The organism is Pseudomonas sp. TH08, from assembly GCF_016651275.1.
Taxonomy (GTDB): Bacteria; Pseudomonadota; Gammaproteobacteria; order Pseudomonadales; family Pseudomonadaceae; genus Aquipseudomonas.
Genome location: NZ_JAEKEE010000003.1, coordinates 22900 through 39338 on the forward strand (window position 1 = coordinate 22900; position 16439 = coordinate 39338).

15 protein-coding genes and 1 riboswitch are annotated in these 16439 nt (G+C 58.1%); of the genes, 10 read left to right on the forward strand and 5 right to left on the reverse strand.

Translation table 11 applies throughout. The features are described 5' to 3' along the window. Positions 1 to 212: 212 nt before the first annotated feature. Together JFT91_RS13505 and JFT91_RS13510 are read right to left on the reverse strand one after the other, a co-directional pair. A complete protein-coding gene (locus JFT91_RS13505) occupies positions 213 to 3836 on the reverse strand; it encodes a DUF3320 domain-containing protein (RefSeq protein ID WP_347340638.1) in 3624 nt (1207 codons plus the stop codon). Next, complete coding sequence (locus tag JFT91_RS13510) at positions 3830 to 4996, reverse strand: DUF4011 domain-containing protein (protein ID WP_201232663.1); 1167 nt, start codon at positions 4994 to 4996, stop codon at positions 3830 to 3832. Before JFT91_RS13510 ends, JFT91_RS13505 begins: the two co-directional genes overlap by 7 nt. A gap of 67 nt (positions 4997 to 5063) precedes the next feature. Here JFT91_RS13510 and JFT91_RS13515 point away from each other — a divergent pair, with 67 nt between their 5' ends. Further along, positions 5064 to 5231 (forward strand): hypothetical protein, encoded by a 168-nt coding sequence (locus JFT91_RS13515; RefSeq protein ID WP_201232664.1) that lies wholly within the window; start codon positions 5064 to 5066, stop codon positions 5229 to 5231. Positions 5232 to 6191: 960 nt separating this feature from the next. Continuing rightward, positions 6192 to 6932 carry an NAD-dependent epimerase/dehydratase family protein gene (locus JFT91_RS13520; protein WP_201232665.1) on the forward strand — a complete coding sequence of 247 codons (741 nt, stop codon included), beginning with the start codon at positions 6192 to 6194 and terminating at the stop codon, positions 6930 to 6932. Between the two features lie 104 nt (positions 6933 to 7036). Here the strand turns inward: JFT91_RS13520 and JFT91_RS13525 are convergent, their stop codons facing one another. After that, positions 7037 to 7693, reverse strand: a complete 657-nt coding sequence (locus JFT91_RS13525) for an O-methyltransferase (protein WP_201232666.1) — start codon at positions 7691 to 7693, stop codon at positions 7037 to 7039. Positions 7694 to 7805: 112 nt separating this feature from the next. Between JFT91_RS13525 and JFT91_RS13530 the strand changes: the two genes are divergently transcribed. Both JFT91_RS13530 and JFT91_RS13535 read left to right on the forward strand, forming a co-directional pair. After that, positions 7806 to 8438, forward strand: coding sequence for a TetR/AcrR family transcriptional regulator (locus JFT91_RS13530; protein WP_201232667.1), 633 nt, complete (start codon positions 7806 to 7808; stop codon positions 8436 to 8438). 72 nt (positions 8439 to 8510) lie between these two features. Continuing rightward, a complete protein-coding gene (locus JFT91_RS13535) occupies positions 8511 to 8972 on the forward strand; it encodes a thiol-disulfide oxidoreductase DCC family protein (protein WP_201232668.1) in 462 nt (153 codons plus the stop codon). Positions 8973 to 8981: 9 nt separating this feature from the next. On the opposite strand, the gene JFT91_RS13540 is transcribed toward JFT91_RS13535, so the two are convergent. Beyond that, positions 8982 to 10109: a saccharopine dehydrogenase family protein gene (locus JFT91_RS13540; protein WP_201232669.1), complete on the reverse strand. Its 1128-nt coding sequence runs from the start codon at positions 10107 to 10109 to the stop codon at positions 8982 to 8984. Between the two features lie 163 nt (positions 10110 to 10272). Further along, a riboswitch (cobalamin riboswitch) is annotated at positions 10273 to 10478 on the forward strand. 93 nt (positions 10479 to 10571) lie between these two features. Here JFT91_RS13540 and JFT91_RS13545 point away from each other — a divergent pair. From JFT91_RS13545 to JFT91_RS13560, 4 genes are read left to right on the forward strand one after another with little or no spacing between them, the layout of a single operon-like run. Further along, on the forward strand, positions 10572 to 12509 hold the full coding sequence (locus tag JFT91_RS13545; RefSeq protein ID WP_201232670.1) for a TonB-dependent receptor plug domain-containing protein: 1938 nt from the start codon (positions 10572 to 10574) through the stop codon (positions 12507 to 12509). Continuing rightward, positions 12509 to 12868 carry a (2Fe-2S) ferredoxin domain-containing protein gene (locus JFT91_RS13550; protein WP_201232671.1) on the forward strand — a complete coding sequence of 120 codons (360 nt, stop codon included), beginning with the start codon at positions 12509 to 12511 and terminating at the stop codon, positions 12866 to 12868. The genes JFT91_RS13545 and JFT91_RS13550 overlap by 1 nt, the downstream gene beginning before the upstream one ends. After that, entirely contained in the window at positions 12865 to 13797 is a 933-nt protein-coding gene (locus JFT91_RS13555) for an ABC transporter substrate-binding protein (RefSeq protein ID WP_201232672.1), read from the forward strand. Before JFT91_RS13550 ends, JFT91_RS13555 begins: the two co-directional genes overlap by 4 nt. A gap of 52 nt (positions 13798 to 13849) precedes the next feature. Beyond that, entirely contained in the window at positions 13850 to 14065 is a 216-nt protein-coding gene (locus JFT91_RS13560) for a PLD nuclease N-terminal domain-containing protein (RefSeq protein ID WP_201232673.1), read from the forward strand. Here the strand turns inward: JFT91_RS13560 and JFT91_RS13565 are convergent. Further along, on the reverse strand, positions 14062 to 14496 hold the full coding sequence (locus JFT91_RS13565) for an HhH-GDP family DNA glycosylase (RefSeq protein WP_201232674.1): 435 nt from the start codon (positions 14494 to 14496) through the stop codon (positions 14062 to 14064). The two genes, JFT91_RS13560 and JFT91_RS13565, sit on opposite strands and share 4 nt — an antisense overlap. Positions 14497 to 14577: 81 nt before the next feature. Here JFT91_RS13565 and JFT91_RS13570 point away from each other — a divergent pair, with 81 nt between their 5' ends. Together JFT91_RS13570 and JFT91_RS13575 are read left to right on the forward strand one after the other, a co-directional pair. Beyond that, the gene (locus JFT91_RS13570) at positions 14578 to 14955 is read left to right on the forward strand and encodes a low affinity iron permease family protein (RefSeq protein ID WP_201232675.1); all 378 of its coding nucleotides are present in this window, start codon (positions 14578 to 14580) and stop codon (positions 14953 to 14955) included. 390 nt (positions 14956 to 15345) lie between these two features. Beyond that, positions 15346 to 16398, forward strand: a complete 1053-nt coding sequence (locus tag JFT91_RS13575) for an NAD(P)/FAD-dependent oxidoreductase (RefSeq protein ID WP_201232676.1) — start codon at positions 15346 to 15348, stop codon at positions 16396 to 16398. Positions 16399 to 16439: the final 41 nt, after the last annotated feature.

The window sequence follows — 16439 nt, forward strand, 5'->3', positions numbered from 1 at the left end:
AAAATCTGAGAGCTATCCAGCTCTTGCTTGGACATACGAAGCTTGGAAGCACCGCCATATACCAGGGAATCGAGGTCGACGACGCCCTGCATATGACGGAGCCAATGGAGCTTTGACCACCGCTGCGACAGGCGATACTAGACCGTCACTCCGGCCAAAAGCCGCCGGCCATGCAGCGGCTTAGAGGACGTCCTTTTGAGGGTTGAAGGTGTCTACGAAAGCGAGGGCGATTCAGGAGTCACCAGCCCATCAACCATACGCAAACGCCCGTTGTTGACCAAAACAACAATTCTTTCGTCAACCATCCCAGCAATCTTCGCCGTTGCCCGCCCAAAGCCCAGAAGCGCCAGCGCTCCTGAAGTAGCTTCTTCCCGACTCATCGAGAATCCTAGGGCGACCGTTTCTACAATTGCCTGATCAAGCTCTTCCGGGGCGACCCACTCCGCCTTACGCTCCGAAGATTCAAAATGGGCCCGGTTACGGATAGGGATAGCTTTGTTATCAGCTGAATACATGAAGCCACCTCGCCCGTGGAACAATCTGTGCTGCACGCCAAGACGAATAGCCTGCTCGACCGCGTTCGTAATCCTCGCGCCAGCCCGTGTCACACCGAACGCTTCCATGAGTCGGCGGGTGACTTCGGTGGTGTGCACCGGCGCTTCGACTTCGACCACAGTACGAATCATCTGCATTAAATGCTCTGGCTTTTCCTGATGCAGCTCATTCGAAGAGGCTACGGGTGCAAGGCGAGCTTTCACGTATTGCCTGCTTGGACTCGGCATAGCTTCAACGGCCGGCACATCCCTGAAAATCTCATGCTTCGATTCTGGCGTCACTTGGGGAAGCACATGCCGGCCTTCGGCGATCCTCGCACGAGCTGTCTCAATCGCTTCAACGACTCGTGTGATTTCCTGCTGAGGATTGCGGAACCAGTCCGTGCTCCAGATCCGGTGGAAATTCCAGCCTAGCCCCTCCAGCACTCCCTGGCGTAGGCGATCACGATCACGCGCTGATCTTGCGCTGTGATAGGCAGCGCCATCGCATTCGATCGCCAGTACATAGCGCCCCAAATACTCGGGATCCTTGACGGCGATATCGATGAAGTAACCTGCGGTTCCTACCTGTGGCTCCACCACGTAGTTTCGGTCTCGCAACGCTTCGATCACTTCCAGCTCGAAAGGTGAGTCTGCCGCTTTACCGGTCTCACATGCGACTTCGAGTTCGCCTGTCTCGGCATACTTGAGGAAGTTCTTCAGCGCCCTAACGCCCTGGGGAGCGTTGGAGTCGAGTTCAAGCTCTTCGGCCTTGAAGTTACTGAACACGCGCATAGCCAGCTTGGCCCGGGTGATCAGAACGTTGAGGCGGCGGTGGCCACCCTCCCGGTTTACCGGACCGAATTCCTTGGCGATTCGGCCGGACTCGTTGCGCCCATACCCGATGCTGATGAATATCTTGTCCCGCTCATCACCCTGTATGTTTTCCAAGTTCTTGACGAAGAATGGCTCACTCCCTTGGGCGGTAAAGAATGCTTCCGCCTCCGGCAACTGACGACGCAGCAACTCGATTTCCACCTGGATCAGATCACGCTGCGCCACACTGAAGGCAGCCACTCCCAGCGATAAGTCGGGCGTGCGGATCGCGTGCTCCATGACAGCTTTCGCGACAGCCTTGGCTTCCCCCTTGTTCGTGCGGGTACGGCCCCGGTCGTAAACTGCCTCGGGCAAGTAGTCGAAGCTGATGCCCGTGGCATCAGGATGCTGACCCGCCGATGGGAAAACCACCAGTTTACTGTCGTAAAACTCAACGTTAGAGACCGCAATCAACGACTCATGCCGGCTCCTGTAGTGCCAGCGCAAATAGCGTTCCTGGCTACCGGCGGCCTTGAACATGCTAAGAATACTCTCAACGTCGGCGGTAGCGCCCTCTTCGTCGTCCATCTCGACATCACGACTAAAGAAGTCGGTAGGCGGCATCTGGCGGGTGTCACCCACAACCACGACCTGCTTGCCGCGCATGATGGCGCCAAATGCATCGACGGCTTTCACCTGGGAAGCTTCGTCGAACACCACCACGTCGAACTCGACTTTGCCTGGCGGGAGGAAGTTGGCGATCGACATGGGGCTCATCATGAACACCGGTTTTATTTGCTGAATCGCTCGCCCCGCCTTCTCGATCATTTGCCGGATCGGCATATGGCGGCGTTTCTTATTCAGCTCGGCTCGCAGTACAGACATCTCACCGGGCTGATTGATATTAGGCATCCCCTCCCACGCCTGCTTGGCCAAAGACGTCTGCGCGTGATTGAGGGAGGCGAGATCGAGCGACTTGAAACGCGCGATCTGGTGCTCATGCTTGATACGGTCGAACTGCTGGAGCGTCGGGCTATGGGCGTACACCGATTGCACCAGGCCTGCGTACCAGGAGAGATCAAGAGTGGCAGTCAGGCTTTCGTGCTGGTCGCTACTGATGGCGATGCCAAGCAGCTCGCCCAAATTGGCAGTGAGCATCTGCCCCGCGAGCACGTTGAATCGCGAAATCTGGTAGAGCGCGGTGAGATTGCCCTGCCATTCCTGCAGGCGCGCCTGCAGAGTAGCCAGAGGGAGTTTTCTGACATCAGCCTTAGCGTTCTCCTCCTGCATGCCAGTCACTTCCAGCGAATCACGAATCGCTTTGTCCAGCCCGCTGACATGCTGCTCTACGTCAGCGACTGCATCGCCCAACCCTGTGGCATCGGCGTGTCCGGCCAGGAAAGCGATTATGCCCTGTGGGATTTGACCATGGCCTAGGTCGTCATGCAGCTGGATCACCCAGGCACTCAGGCGCTCAAGCACGGGCCAATCGGTCTTCTGCCGTTGCCACTGAGCGCCAAACAGCGCGCTACCCAAAGCTTCGTGCTGGTCGTACACCTTCTTGTTCTGCTGGTAGGTCAAGACCCCGTCGACCAGCTCCAGCATGCCTGCATTGCTTTTCGGCAATACCTCCCGAACAAGCCCTTGCAATCGAGTACGCGAGGCGCGGAAGCGCCCCGAAAAGACTCTCCACCATTTGTCGCCGTAGGCTTGCAGGCTCTGGCGAACCTCCAAAAGATCCTGGTCCCAAGCCGCGTCGATTAACTGCTTGTCGAATTGATCGCGACAGGCAGACATCTTCTCGCCGGCCTCGAGCAACTCGCGAATGGAGTCGCGTCGCGACTGCCATTCCCCCGTGGAAATCTTGATGCCCTCAAGTCGCGGCGCCTCCGCCGCGCGGCGTGCGGCGCGGCATACTACATCGACGTCTGCCAAGGTGGCCGGATGGGTCAGCATCAATCGCTCGGAGAGTGCGCTAGTGGCGGATTGCAATGCATTGAGGTGAGAGATCGCCGACTGCAACGCGTCATTGGCAGCGCTTTGTTCGATGGGAGAGAAGAAGGTCCGCTGGCTGCCCCAGAACGGGCTGCGATCCGGCCGCCCCATCGCGTTAAGGTGGAGCACCAATTCGTCGACCAGCTCTCGCTGCTTTTGCTGGTGGGCGAAACTCCAGCCGGCCATTGACCCAAACGGGATCATGGGTAGTCCCGGATGAGCTCGCTTCAGTCCCAGGTAGCGACCAAGTACATCGAGAAAGGGCAAACCACTGGCCCCAGCGGACACGCTGACGGCTTCGCAGTAATTATTAAGGGAGTCCTGCAGCTCTTTCAGGCTGGCCAGATCTCCCTCTGCGCCTTTGTTCATTGGCCGCCCTTGGTTAAGGGTTCGCCCAAGCTCCTTGAGAACCGACTGCTTGGTGGATTTATGGGAATGCAGCTCGAGTACCGCGTCGCCGAGATGGCTTTCATCCAGGCGGCGCTTCACCACCTCCAAGGCCGCCATCTTCTCGGCAACGAACAGTACCGTTTTTTCTGCCCGATCAGCTCGGCGATGATGTTGGTAATCGTCTGGGACTTGCCGGTACCCGGTGGGCCCTGAATGACTAGGTTGGACCCTTCTCGCACTTCCAGGATTGCTTCGGTCTGGCTGCTGTCGGCGTCCTTGACGAAACGGACTTCACCCGGTTTGATCACCGAGTCGATATTCACATCCTCTGGATATGCCGCGCGCAGGTCGCCGAAACCCGGGCCCAGCAATCGCTTCATCACCGGGTTGGCATCGGGTTGCTTGTCTTCTGGCCAACTTTTCGGATCGAGATCCTTGAACATCAGGAACTTGCCGAACGAGAAAAAGCCCAGTGCTATTTCGTTACTTGCAACCTTCCATCGCGATTGTTTGCTAACAACAGCAGTAACATCGCTGAAAAAGCGATCTAGGCTGTTGTCGTCAGCATCGAAGGTGTCTTCGTCGAATGCACAAGAACTCAGATCCAGTCCAAAGTCGGTCTTTAGCTTGGCGACTAGGGATAAATTCGGCATCAGCTCGTCACCGGAGTACCTCAGCTTAAACGCATCCTTGGCTCCGCTGCGTTCAAGGCTGACGGGTAGCAGAATCAAAGGCGCCTTGCGCAGGTTCTCAGAGCTGTCGGCCTCGTACCAATGCAGGAAACCAAGGGACAGGAATAGCGTGTTGACGCCCTGCTCCTCGATAAAACCTTTGGCCTCAGTATGGATTTTCAATAGCTGGAGGAAAAGCCGATCATCTTCGATGGCGGTCTGTAAACGCGTATCGAGATGACGGCGAGCCTTGCCAGTTTCATCCTCGAGTGCGTCGCCAGTGGCGGCATTCCAGTCCAAGCTATCGAGCTCATACAATAACTCCTCATCGCCGGGGGTATCACTATCGTCCTCCCCCTCGTCTACCGACTTGGATAACTTGACCAGTTCCGCCAGTTTCTTGCGAGCCATCGGCGCAAAGGTCATGGCCTTTTCCTGACGAAAGAGGGTCTTGAAGACCTCTTCGGACTGCTCATCTACAACCATCAGGGTCTTGGCGGTCTTGCGAAAATTGAGCATGTTGTTACGAAGCCCGATATCCAGAAGCTCTTTGCGACTGCTCTGTAGCTTCTGGCCGATCACTGCACTCATAGGAAAACCTGCTATCTGAATTTGCTCATCAACGGCTTTGATCGTGTCTCTGCCTGGAATGATGCATATGAAGAAACTGTCGCGCGGTGGCGCCACCGCCGGAGACTTGGCGGGCGAGGCTAGCGAGCAGGCAGCCGAAAGTTTGAGCCTAGGGCGGACAACTCACCAGATAAAACAATTGGTGAGTTGGCTTGCTAACATCACGAAGATCGAGGAAAAGGGGGCAGGTGGGTGAGCAAATCGAGTGATCACTCTGGAGCGCCTTTCCCTGGAACTCGAATATTTAATATCCTTTGGCCAGCAACATATCTGCAGCATGAATACACGTAAAGAAATAAGTGATTTGCGGTCATAGCATCAAGCTTGGTGTGGGCGCTTCCAGATCCCCTGTTCAATAAATTTAAACATGAACGGTGACCCCGAATGCACTTCCCCGCCAGCATTCTGATATCTAGGTCTGATTCAGCGACCTGGCTGAACAAGGCGCAAATACGCAAGCCACATTGCCAAGCACTCATTCCCCTGTCATGACTAGTTAAAGTAGAACCCTTGGATGGACGCCGGTTTCCTTATACGTCGGTCCGCCGACTCCATTAATCCACCGTTCTTACTGCTTTGACAAACAGTCGCTTACTCCTCTTTCAAAGTGAAGTGCCACCTCGCGGCCCATTGCCGGCAACGCGGCTTCCAAACGTACAGCGGAGCTCAGTAGGCCAGTGACATTCGTGTGTGAGCTAGCTGGCGATAAAGCCGGCACTGAGGTTCGGTGTCTACTTTGGCTCGAGAAAGGCCACTTGCGAATGGCCGCTTCTGGCCGGAAGCGGCCCATCAACTCTGCCACCTTTCACGCCTGCTACAGGGTGGTGTGAAGGATAATGCTTATTGTGGCTCCATGTGATCCAACGCCTGGTTCTCCGCCGGTTCCCCCTAGATCACCACCTGCAATCCCCAGTGCAGTCCTGGCGTGGGCGGGATCATGGATAGCGCCGAAGCGTTGGTCACTTTTACTGCTCACTTCCCAGATCCGTCCATGAATGAACAGCGGTGGAAATATCGATACCCTTACGTACTGCCTATGACTGCTGCTTCCGGCCTGTCAGTATTTGGCATTCAAGCGTTCCACTCTTCCTGGAAGTTGTGAATCGGTCACAAGGCTGAGAGGCTAGTGTGTCGTTTACCATAAGGACATACGGAAATGAGCACGCAAAAAATTTTGGTTACAGGGGCTGCTGGCCGGATCGGCAGAGCTTTCTGGACAGCGCGAGACGATAAATCAGATCTGCGCCTGGCTGATGTAGACGTATCAACACTCCCAGACTCGGCCGAACGTTTCTCTCTCGACATCAGAGATCAAGCCAGTTGCCTTGAAGCCTGCGCAGGCATAGACACCGTGATTCATCTCGCTGCTGATCCGAATGCGGACGCTGAATTCACGTCTTCACTGCTGCCTGTGAATATTGTCGGTGCCTACAACATGCTGTTTGCCGCAAAAACTCAAGGCTGCAAGCGCTTCATATTTGCGAGCAGTGCGCAGGCGATTGAAGGTTATCCAAAGGATGTCCAGGTACATGAATGGATGGCCCCCAGACCCGGGAACCTTTACGGGGTCAGCAAGGCGTTTGGCGAAGCACTGGCTTCGATGTATGCCAACGATGGGCAAATGACAACAATCGCAGTCCGTATTGCTAACGTAGCCGAATTTCACCCAGGGGAAACTCACAGCCCTCGGGACGTAGCTGCATTTATCAGCTATCGGGATGTCGTCGCGTTACTTGGGCGTTGCGTTGAGGCCGAGCTGACCGGATTCCACGTTGTCCATGGAGTTTCAGATAACCGCTACAAACGCCTTTCGATCGATAAGACCAGAAAAGCCGTTGGTTACGCGCCCCTCGACGACGCTTTTGAGATTCTGGAAGGACACGCTCAAGCTGATTGATGCAGGTGCCTTTCAGTTCAACTGAGTACAACCGCTGTAGCCTTGCCCTGGACATTCCCTCAGGAGTCACCGACCAAAATCGGTGGCCCCTGTAGAGACGTGCATCACCTCACCCGCATCGACAACTCGATGTCCTCCGCAAACGGCACCGACAGATAACCGTTCTGCGGTGCGCGCACGTAAGCCAGATATTCCGGGCAGTAGTCGGTGTTGTCCGCCACCACCAGCGCCCCCGGTTTCAGGTGTTTTTCGATCAGGCTCAACACTTCGCCATACAACGCCTTGGCCCCGTCGAGCAGGAGCAGATCGACAGATTCCGGCAGGTCAGTTGCCAAGGTCACAAGCGCATCGCCTTCGCGAATCTCCACCAGATCGCTGACGCCGCCCTCGATGAAGTGATGGCGCGCCAGAGCAATCTTCGACGGTTCGAATTCGCTGCCGATCAGCACGCCGCCACCGTTATCGCGCAGCGCCGCGGCCAGGTGCAAAGTGGACAGGCCGAACGAGGTGCCGAACTCGACGATTGCTTTGGCCTTGGCATTGCGCGCCAGCATGTACAGGAGTTTGCCGGTGTCGCGGGAGACCGGCAGCCACAGGTCCTTGAGCAATTCGTAAAGTTTCAGGTAGTCGGTCTTGCTGTGCATCAGGCGTTCGCGTTCTTCGCCAGACACCGTCTCCAGCACCGGGCTGGTGGCGGCGCTGGCCTGGTTGTAGAGGCGTTCGATCAGGCTTGCCAAGGGCTCAGTGGTCAGGGTCGTCATGATTGCTTTCCATTAGTTGGGGACTAAAATGCGAGTGATTCGTCGCTTTTAAATGATGCGAGTGATTCAACACATCCGCTATTCGCATTCCCCACCAAGATCCGAGTTGCTCATGACCCACCGCCAGACCGCCCGTATTTCCTCACGCAAACAGCCGCAGCAGGCGCGTTCCACTGATCTGGTCGCGGCCATTCTGCAGGCGGCTATTCAGGTTTTGACCGAACACGGTGCCAGCCGTTTTACCACTGCACGGGTCGCGGAAAAGGCTGGCGTGAGCATTGGCTCGTTGTACCAATACTTCCCCAACAAGGCTGCGATTCTGTTCCGTTTGCAGAGCGATGAGTGGCGGCGCACCACGCAAATGTTGCAGCGGATTCTGGAAAACCTCGAAGAGCCGCCGCTTGATCGCCTGCGCACGCTGGTGCAGGCGTTCATTCGTTCGGAGTGCGAGGAAGCGCAGATGCGCGGCGCGCTGAACGACGCGGCGCCGCTCTATCGCGACGCCCCCGAGGCCCAGGAAGTGCGCGCGTCGGGTCGACAGATCTTTGCCGCCTTCATGCTGGAATTGCTGCCCGATGTTGGCGACCCGATCCGCACAGCGGCCTGCGATCTGCTATTGACCACACTGAGTTCGGTCGGCAAAGACTTCTCCGGCAGCCCGCGAAGCGAACTGCAAATCAGCGATTTCGCCGATGGGTTGGCGGATATGTTCAGGGCTTATGTGGTGTCGCTCAATCAACCGTGAGCGCCCAAAAGCAGACGCCAACCGTCGCCACGGTTATGATCCCGTCACCCCCAACCCAATGGACCCACACTAATGCCCGCCTCGCAGAGCCGACCTACCGCCGCACCATTGCTTAAACCCGGCGAGACCGTCGTGCTGTTCGATGGCGTGTGCAAACTGTGCAATGGCTGGGCGCGGTTTCTGATCCGGCATGACCGCCAGCGACGCGTGCGCCTGGCGGCCGTTCAGTCGCCCGAGGGCCAGGCGCTGCTGGCGTGGGCCGGTTTGCCGGTAGATCAGTTCGACACCATGGCGGTGATCCGCGACCGGCATTACTGGGAACGTTCGGATGCGTTTTTCGAAGTCATCGGCCAGTTGCGTGGCCGCTGGCAGCCTCTGCGACTGCTGCGCATTTTCCCACGCGTGCTGCGCGATTGGGGCTATGACCGCATTGCGTTGAATCGCTATCGCCTGTTCGGCAAATACGATACCTGTCTGCTGCCCGATCCCGACCACGAACAGCGTTTTCTGAAAATGGCGGCGCCGTCTGCCTGATTAGCCTGTTCAATGCTGCCCGTCAGAAAACTGCACGAACAGGCTCAGGTTGGCCGGATCGTTGATCGCCGCCAGGTATTCGTCGACGCTGATCTCGCCGACACATGGCCGGGCCCCGGCTGACGGTACGTAGCCCTGAGCCATTTTCGCGGCCAGGGCGACGGCAGCGCAGCTGGGAATTTCCGGGCCCTTGTCATTCAGGGCCGTGAGTTGCACGGTCATCGACAACGGTTTCGCATCAACGCCAATGCCTCGCACGTCGATGTACATCGCGCTTTTGCCATCGCCGAAACGTTCGAAGCGCGTGCCCAGGCGGTGCAGTCGTGCGGCCCACAGAACATGGTCGCTCACCAGGCCAAACCGCCGAGCCTGAGCCAGCAGATAGTTGGCAACACCGCCCAGTTTCAGACCCGCGCCAGCCTTAAAGCTCAGGGTGTGCGCACCGTAGCGGCCGGCGAATATATCCATGTCCGGCACATCGACGTTAGCCAGCAAGCGCGTGCCCATCTGCGGCATCTTGCGCAGGGTCAGATCCTGCCAACCCAGCACCTCATGCACCTTGCCGTTCTTCAGTTGCCTGATCGGTTTGCCCGCGTAGGCAAGCACGCCTTCGATCGTCGACAGGCCGGGCATTTTTGCCGATGAAGAAATGCCATGCTCGATCGAATCAATGCGCGAGAAGCGATGACGCTGCTGATCGATGATCGCGGACGACAGCGTCGGCACTGAACTGCACCCGCTGAGGATCGCCACGCCCGCCTGTTTCGCCTGAGCATCGAGCACGCCAATGCCATTGACGAACGTGCGGCAGTCAGCCAGATCGCAGTAGTTCACGCCGGCTGCAATGCAGTTCTCGGCCACCGCAAAGGATTGCCCCTGAAACGGGCCGCCGGTATGGACGACCAACTGGATCTTCAGCGAGATCAACGCGGATTTGAACTCGGCACCCATGGCGTCGCCACACCAGCCTTCGGCGACCGTACCTGCGTGGCTGTTCAGCTCATCGACCTTGCGCTGCAACTTGAACCGATCGCGCCCCGAGAGCAACAGCTCCACACCCGGCATGACCGCCAGATGCCTGCACACGATGCTGCCAAAATTTCCGTAGCCACCGACGACCATCACCCTGAACGGCATTTCAACTTTCCCTGACTGACCGGCTGCTTTTTTACCCAATTGCGGACGTCCGCACACTGGTCGTGAAGGATATCGGGCACAGCGCCTGCAAGCCAATGCCATGACACCAAACACTTAGCCAACCTAAACATGCTCGAGTTGACGAACGGTCTGACGAATGTTCAGATGCCGCCCAGTTTCAGGTGTCCCATGCCGCCGTGCATGGGGTGAAACGGGAAACCGGTAGGTTCTTTTCGAACAAGTCCGGTGCTGCCCCCGCAACGGTATACGCGTGATGTTTTCGACACACCACTGTGGCCATAAAGCCATGGGAAGGTGAAGGCATCGATACGCGTGAGCCCGGAGACCGGCCTGGAATTTCTGTTTGGCAAAATCCTGCGGTGGGCGGGCATGGGCCGGTATTGGCTGTGCGCGATGCCTTCTCCTGCATGCTCTTCTGCGAAGATCCTTTTCGAGAAGACAATGATTCGACCTTTCAATCCCTCGGCTCCATCCCTGTTATTCGGTTGTCTGTTCAGCCCGTTTCTGCTGGCCGACGACGCGCCGCTGGAACTCAATCAGCAAATCGTTTCCGCGCCCTCGGTGGAGTCCACCACCGTCGCCGACATGGCGCACTACGGCAGCAAAGTGGAAATCGTCAGCCGCGAGCAGATCGAGCGCGCAGGCCCCGGCGCCGATGTCAGCCGCGTCATGCAAATGTTCATTCCCGGTTTGTACGTCGCGCCGAAAAACGGCCCGTTCGACTACGGCACCTACTCCCTGCTGGGCGGGCGCAACGACGACACGCTGATCCTGCTCGACGGCGTGCGCCTGAACAATCGCCTTTACGGCGGCCTGTATCTGGACACCCTGCCGGCCAACGCCATCGAGCGCATCGAAGTGCTCAAGGGTGGGCAGAGTCTGTTGTTCGGCACGCAGGCAGTGTCGGGAGTGATCAACATCGTCACCCGCAGCCCGCAGAGCCGAAAAGCTTCCGGCGAAGTCAATCTGGGGCTGGACACCTTCGGCGGCACCACTGAAGACGCCCGGGTCGAGAACATCTTCAGCAACGGTTTTGGCGACCTCGGCTTGCTCGCGTATGTCAGCCACAACGTCTCCGACGGCTACCAGCCGTTTCGCAACCGCGACATGAAAAACGATACCGAAAAGAAACGCGCCTACGAAGTCACCACGTTCGGCGGCAAGGCCATTCAGTCGTTTGGCGACGATTCGCGACTTGAGTTGTTCTACCAATACGCCGACGCCAATCTCGACTTCGCCCGCCCGGTCAACAACCACAAGACCACCAACGACCGCGTGCAACAGATCGCCACAGCGACCTTCGAACAGAACCTCAACGAGCGTCTGAGTTACTTCGTCAAAGGTCATATCAACGACTGGGACACCCGCTACACGCGCATCAACAACGTCGACGGTGGCGGTACCAAAGTCATCAACCACAACGACTACTGGGGTTTCACCGATTGGGGTGTGCAGGCCGAGGGCAAAGCACAATTGCCCGGTGGTCATGTGCTGATTGTCGGTACCGACAACCAATGGTTCAAGGGCCAGGACGATGTGCTGATCATCGACAACGACAAGGCCGAAGCCCACGCGATCTATACGCAACTGCGTCCGCAGATTGACGCCCTGCCCGATTGGCACCCGAGCATCGGCATTCGTCACGAAGCCATGGCCAGCGGTGATAGCGCCACTGTCAGCATGCTCACCTCGCTTTATGACCTCAACGAAAACTGGTCCCTGCGCGGCCAGTACGGCAGTGCCTACAAGCTGCCGAACGCCGAGCAATTGTTCGTCAATGAACCGGGCGACGAGATCGGCAACCGCAACCTCAAACCGGAGAAAAGCCGCAACGCCGAACTGGGGCTCGATTACAAAGGCCTGCTGCTCGACCGCGAATTCAGCGCCAGCGTCACCCTGTTCAAACGCAAGATCGACGACCTGATCACCCTCGACGACATCCAGTGGGTCAACGGCGAAGGGCAGATCCGCATGCGCGGTTTCGAGGCCGACGCGAAACTCGCGCTCAACGATCAATGGAGTGTGCAGGCCGACATGACCCGCAACCTCACCGAGTCGCGCACCGGTGTGACGATCAACGACATCCCGAGTTTCTTCGCCCGCTCACGCGTCGGCTATGAGTCGGAGAATCGTTTGTGGGGTGCCGGCGGCGCGATCCGTTATATCCGCGATGTGACCAGCTCGAAACAGATTGAATACGGGCATTACTCCGTGGTGGATGCCGACGCTTACCGCTACCTCGACAATGCCCGCCAGCATCGCCTGAGCCTGCTGGTGGAAAACCTGTTCGACCGCGACTACGTCACCAGTCGCTCGAATAACGTCGATAACCTCGGACGGCCGTTCACCTCCGAAGTCCGCTACACGTACACCTTCTGATGACGAACTCCATCAGCCACGACGGCATCGACACCCACCCGGACTGGTCACACGTCCCCGAACATGCGCGCCACGTATTCCTTTGCACCGGCCCGCGCTGCACCCAGCGCGGCGCCTTGCAGCTATGGAAAACCCTGCGCCGGCATTTGCTGGCGCATGACCGCATCGAAACCCCGGGCGGGGTGCTACTGACGCGCACGCACTGTCAGTTCCCGTGCAATCTGGGGCCGATTCTCACGGTGTACCCGGAGACGTGCTGGTATGGCGTGCACAGCAACGACGATGTGCAACGGCTGGTCGAAGGGCATCTGGTCGGCGGCGAGGTGGTCGTCGATCTGCTGATCAAGGCGCGCACATGAGGGCGCCATGGCTACTGGCGAGCGCCCTGCTCTGGTCCACTGCGGCGGGTGCCGACAGCTTGCGTAATTGCGGCGAGACCTGGAACGCCGCGCAATCACCGCCGTCACCACCGTCGCGCATCGTTGCGCTCAATCAGCACGCCGCTGACCTGTTGCTCGCCCTCGATGCCGGCCCGACGCTGGTGGGCGTGGCGTATCTGGACGATACCCATGCCGGGGATGGCAACGCCGAGTATTTCGGCGTGCCGGTGATTGCGCGGCGTTACCCGTCCAGCGAAGCGCTCTATGCGCAGAAACCGGATCTGGTGGTCGGCGGGTTTGCCACGGCTTTCGGCGACGGCGTGACCTCGCGCTCGGGTCTGGCACGCAACGGTGTCGGCTCCTACTTACTGGAAGCCGCCTGCGCGGGGCATTCGCTGGATTACTTCGAACACGTGCGCCACGACCTGCACACCCTCGGCGCACTGCTGCACAAACAGCAAAAAGCCCAGCAACTCAGCGCCGCCATGGATGCCGATCTGGCCCGTGCACGCGCGCTGATCGGCGCTGAAAAACCGTTGTCGGTGTTCTATCTCGACAGCGAGGTCAACGGCCTCGACTCGGAGGGTGGGCGCGGGTTCGTGACCACCCTGCTCGCCGCTGCCGGCGCACGCAATCTGTTCGCCGAGACCAATCAGTATCGAGTGACCGTGAGCCGCGAAACCCTGCTGCTCAGCGAGCCCGATGTCATCCTGTTGGCCGATGCCGAATGGTCACCTGCCTGGCGCAAACGCCAGTTACTGAAGAACGACCCGGTGTTATCGCGCCTGCGTGCCGTGCGCAAAAACCGCATGATCGACATTCCTTTCACTCATTTGCTGCCGACGCTCAACAGCGGTGCTGTCGCGCTGCATCTGGCCCGACAACTCAAGGCACTCAACGAAAATTAAATGAACCCGCCGCACCACACGCCACCTAAGAAAAACCATCAGGAGGTAGCCAATGCAAATCGAAACCGTGTGGATCGTACTGGCGGCAGTTCTTCTAGTCATCGAACTGTGGGCCATCAATCGGGTGCGTAAAAGCGAGGGGAAATCGAACAACAAGGGAGTTTGGATTGTACTGATCGTGTTTGTTCCGCTGTTCGGACTGATCGCCTGGGCAATCGCAGGCCCTAAGCACATCAGCCAGAACACAGCGTCGCATTCCGGGCGTTAACCGAACAACAGCGCGCCGGCTTCACGCATGAAAATCTCAACGGTCTTCGGGCCGATCCCGTCGAATTCCGCCAGGCGCTTTTCGAACGCCTGGCGATCGGCACTCGCGGCGAGGATATTGCCGACCTTCCCCGCGTAGTCATCATTGAGCTTGTGGGCCAACGCCAGCAGGCGCTGCGCCGTGGTTTCGTCGTAGCGCACGTAATGCGCTTCGCCGAGCATCGCCACCAGTTCCCGATGGCTGCAGTTGGCCAACTTGCGCGGCGTATCGCGCTGGCGTTTTTCCACAATCACTCGATAAGCCTGCGCAGCAATGTCGGCCTGGATGCGTTTGCCCATCAGGAAACTGGCGATCAACCATTTGAACAGCGGCGTCTCATCGCCGTGGCCAAAGTGGATATGCAGGTCCTGCGCGGTGATCGTTTTACTCATTGAGCACTCCGCAATTGTAAAAAAGAATTTCAAAGGTTTGCCGGGGTCTATGCCTTACCTTCCTCAAGAGCTCGCACACACATGAAATTCGCGTCTTTCTGTCAGTCCCTGTCCAACTGGGCCGGCAGCTCGAAAACTTTTCTCCTGGCCATCGCCTTGATCGGGATTTGGGGTTCTACCGGTCCCTACTTCCACTACAACGATACCTGGCAACTCATCATCAATACCTCGACGACCATCATTACCTTCCTGATGGTGTTCCTCATCCAGAACACGCAAAACCGCGACAACGACATCCTGCACCTAAAGATCGACGAGTTGATACGCGCCACCACCGATGCGCAGAATGCGACGTTGTGCCTGGATAAAATGGGCTCCCGGGAACTGCGCAAACTGCGTGCGCATTACAGTTCTCTTGGGGAAGACGATCAGGTCGATGTCGGCCCGATCGCTGATTGAGAGCAAAGCACCTTGAGTCATTAGCGATAGACGTCGAGATAAATATAGCGCCGGCTACTTAATTACGAGTTGGACATCAGCGTGGCCGCGCAAATTCATCCCAAGCGGTGAACTGTAATGCCGGCCGCAGGCTGTTCATGCGGGCTGCACGAAAAGCCAGTTACAAGAAGGACATGGCCGCGTAAGCATCTGAGCCCACCCCGAGCCCGGCAGAAATGCCGGGCTTTTTTGTTGCATCAATCCAACCACCACCGAAGATCCCTGTGGGAGGGGGCTTGCTTCCGAAGGCGGCAGGTCAGCCGCAAGCAATTCTGAATGCCAGACCACATTCGCAAGCCAGCCCGCACCGACCTGTAGTACCGTCACCCGGCCAACAACAGGGAGGTGCATATGGAACATGGAGCAGGCAAGCGCATCGTGGTCATTGGCGCCGGCATCATCGGCGCATCACTGGCGTATCACCTGGCGGGCAAAGGTGCCGACGTCACGCTGATCGAGGCGGAAGACATCGCGTGCGGCGCCACGGGACGCTCGTTTGGCTGGATCAACGCGACTCATGCCGGCCCCGACCCCATCGCGCAACTGCGCGGTGCAGCGATCAACGAATATCACCGACTCGAAACCGAACTGCCCGCGCTGAAAATACGCTGGACCGGCGCGCTGTCTTACGGGGCGAGCACGGATGACCTTGCGCATGATTCTGCAATCCTGCGGTCACGCACCGAAATTCTCACCCGTGAACCGAATCTCAAGCATCCCCCGCTGCAAGCCCATTTCGCCGCCGATGAAGGCGCACTCGAACCGGCGCAAGCGACTCACGCGTTGATCACCGCTGCCGGGGCGTTTGGTGCGCGGGTACTCACACAAACCCGGGTACTCGGTTTCACAATCAGTGATGCACAGGTAACGGGCGTTGAAACCACAACCGGCAGCATCGCCTGCGACACTGTCGTTATCGCAGCGGGCACCGGCACTTCCCGACTAACCGCTTTGCTCAATACATCGCTGCCCATCGAAGCCGCGTCAGTCATCCTCATTCGCTACAAGACCCAGGCCGATATCGTGCGCGGGATCATTTCCAATCCGGCAATGGAAGTGCGGCAAAGCGCAGATAACACGCTGCTGGCCGCGGAAGACTATCTCGACGACACAGCGCAAAACTCTCCACAAGCGATCGCCCTGCGAACCGCCAAAGCCATTCAGAACGAACTTCACGGGGTCACCTCCATCGAGCCAGAGTCCGCCTGCATCGGTCGCAAACCCGTCACTGCCGATAGCCTGCCGATTGTCGGCTTCCTGCCCAACGTCACTGGCGCCTACGTTTGCTCGATCCATCCCGGTGTCACACTGGCCGCCATCGTCGGCCGCCTCGCCAGTGAAGAAATCATCGACGGCCAATCATCCACCGCCCTCGCCCCGTGTCGCCCTGAGCGATTCCGGTGAATTCCGGCAGTGCTTGATTTAGACTTGCCGGCTTTTTTCGC

Coding starts and splice junctions, on each gene's coding strand:
- JFT91_RS13535 (WP_201232668.1), top strand. CDS start 8,511: ATGCCCGCCTCGCAGAGCCGACCTACCGCCGCACCATTGCTTAAACCC.
- JFT91_RS13575 (WP_201232676.1), top strand. CDS start 15,346: ATGGAACATGGAGCAGGCAAGCGCATCGTGGTCATTGGCGCCGGCATC.
- JFT91_RS13565 (WP_201232674.1), bottom strand. CDS start 14,496: ATGAGTAAAACGATCACCGCGCAGGACCTGCATATCCACTTTGGCCAC.
- JFT91_RS13560 (WP_201232673.1), top strand. CDS start 13,850: ATGCAAATCGAAACCGTGTGGATCGTACTGGCGGCAGTTCTTCTAGTC.
- JFT91_RS13510 (WP_201232663.1), bottom strand. CDS start 4,996: ATGAGTGCAGTGATCGGCCAGAAGCTACAGAGCAGTCGCAAAGAGCTT.
- JFT91_RS13530 (WP_201232667.1), top strand. CDS start 7,806: ATGACCCACCGCCAGACCGCCCGTATTTCCTCACGCAAACAGCCGCAG.
- JFT91_RS13555 (WP_201232672.1), top strand. CDS start 12,865: ATGAGGGCGCCATGGCTACTGGCGAGCGCCCTGCTCTGGTCCACTGCG.
- JFT91_RS13525 (WP_201232666.1), bottom strand. CDS start 7,693: ATGACGACCCTGACCACTGAGCCCTTGGCAAGCCTGATCGAACGCCTC.
- JFT91_RS13520 (WP_201232665.1), top strand. CDS start 6,192: ATGAGCACGCAAAAAATTTTGGTTACAGGGGCTGCTGGCCGGATCGGC.
- JFT91_RS13550 (WP_201232671.1), top strand. CDS start 12,509: ATGACGAACTCCATCAGCCACGACGGCATCGACACCCACCCGGACTGG.
- JFT91_RS13545 (WP_201232670.1), top strand. CDS start 10,572: ATGATTCGACCTTTCAATCCCTCGGCTCCATCCCTGTTATTCGGTTGT.
- JFT91_RS13570 (WP_201232675.1), top strand. CDS start 14,578: ATGAAATTCGCGTCTTTCTGTCAGTCCCTGTCCAACTGGGCCGGCAGC.
- JFT91_RS13540 (WP_201232669.1), bottom strand. CDS start 10,109: ATGCCGTTCAGGGTGATGGTCGTCGGTGGCTACGGAAATTTTGGCAGC.
- JFT91_RS13515 (WP_201232664.1), top strand. CDS start 5,064: ATGAAGAAACTGTCGCGCGGTGGCGCCACCGCCGGAGACTTGGCGGGC.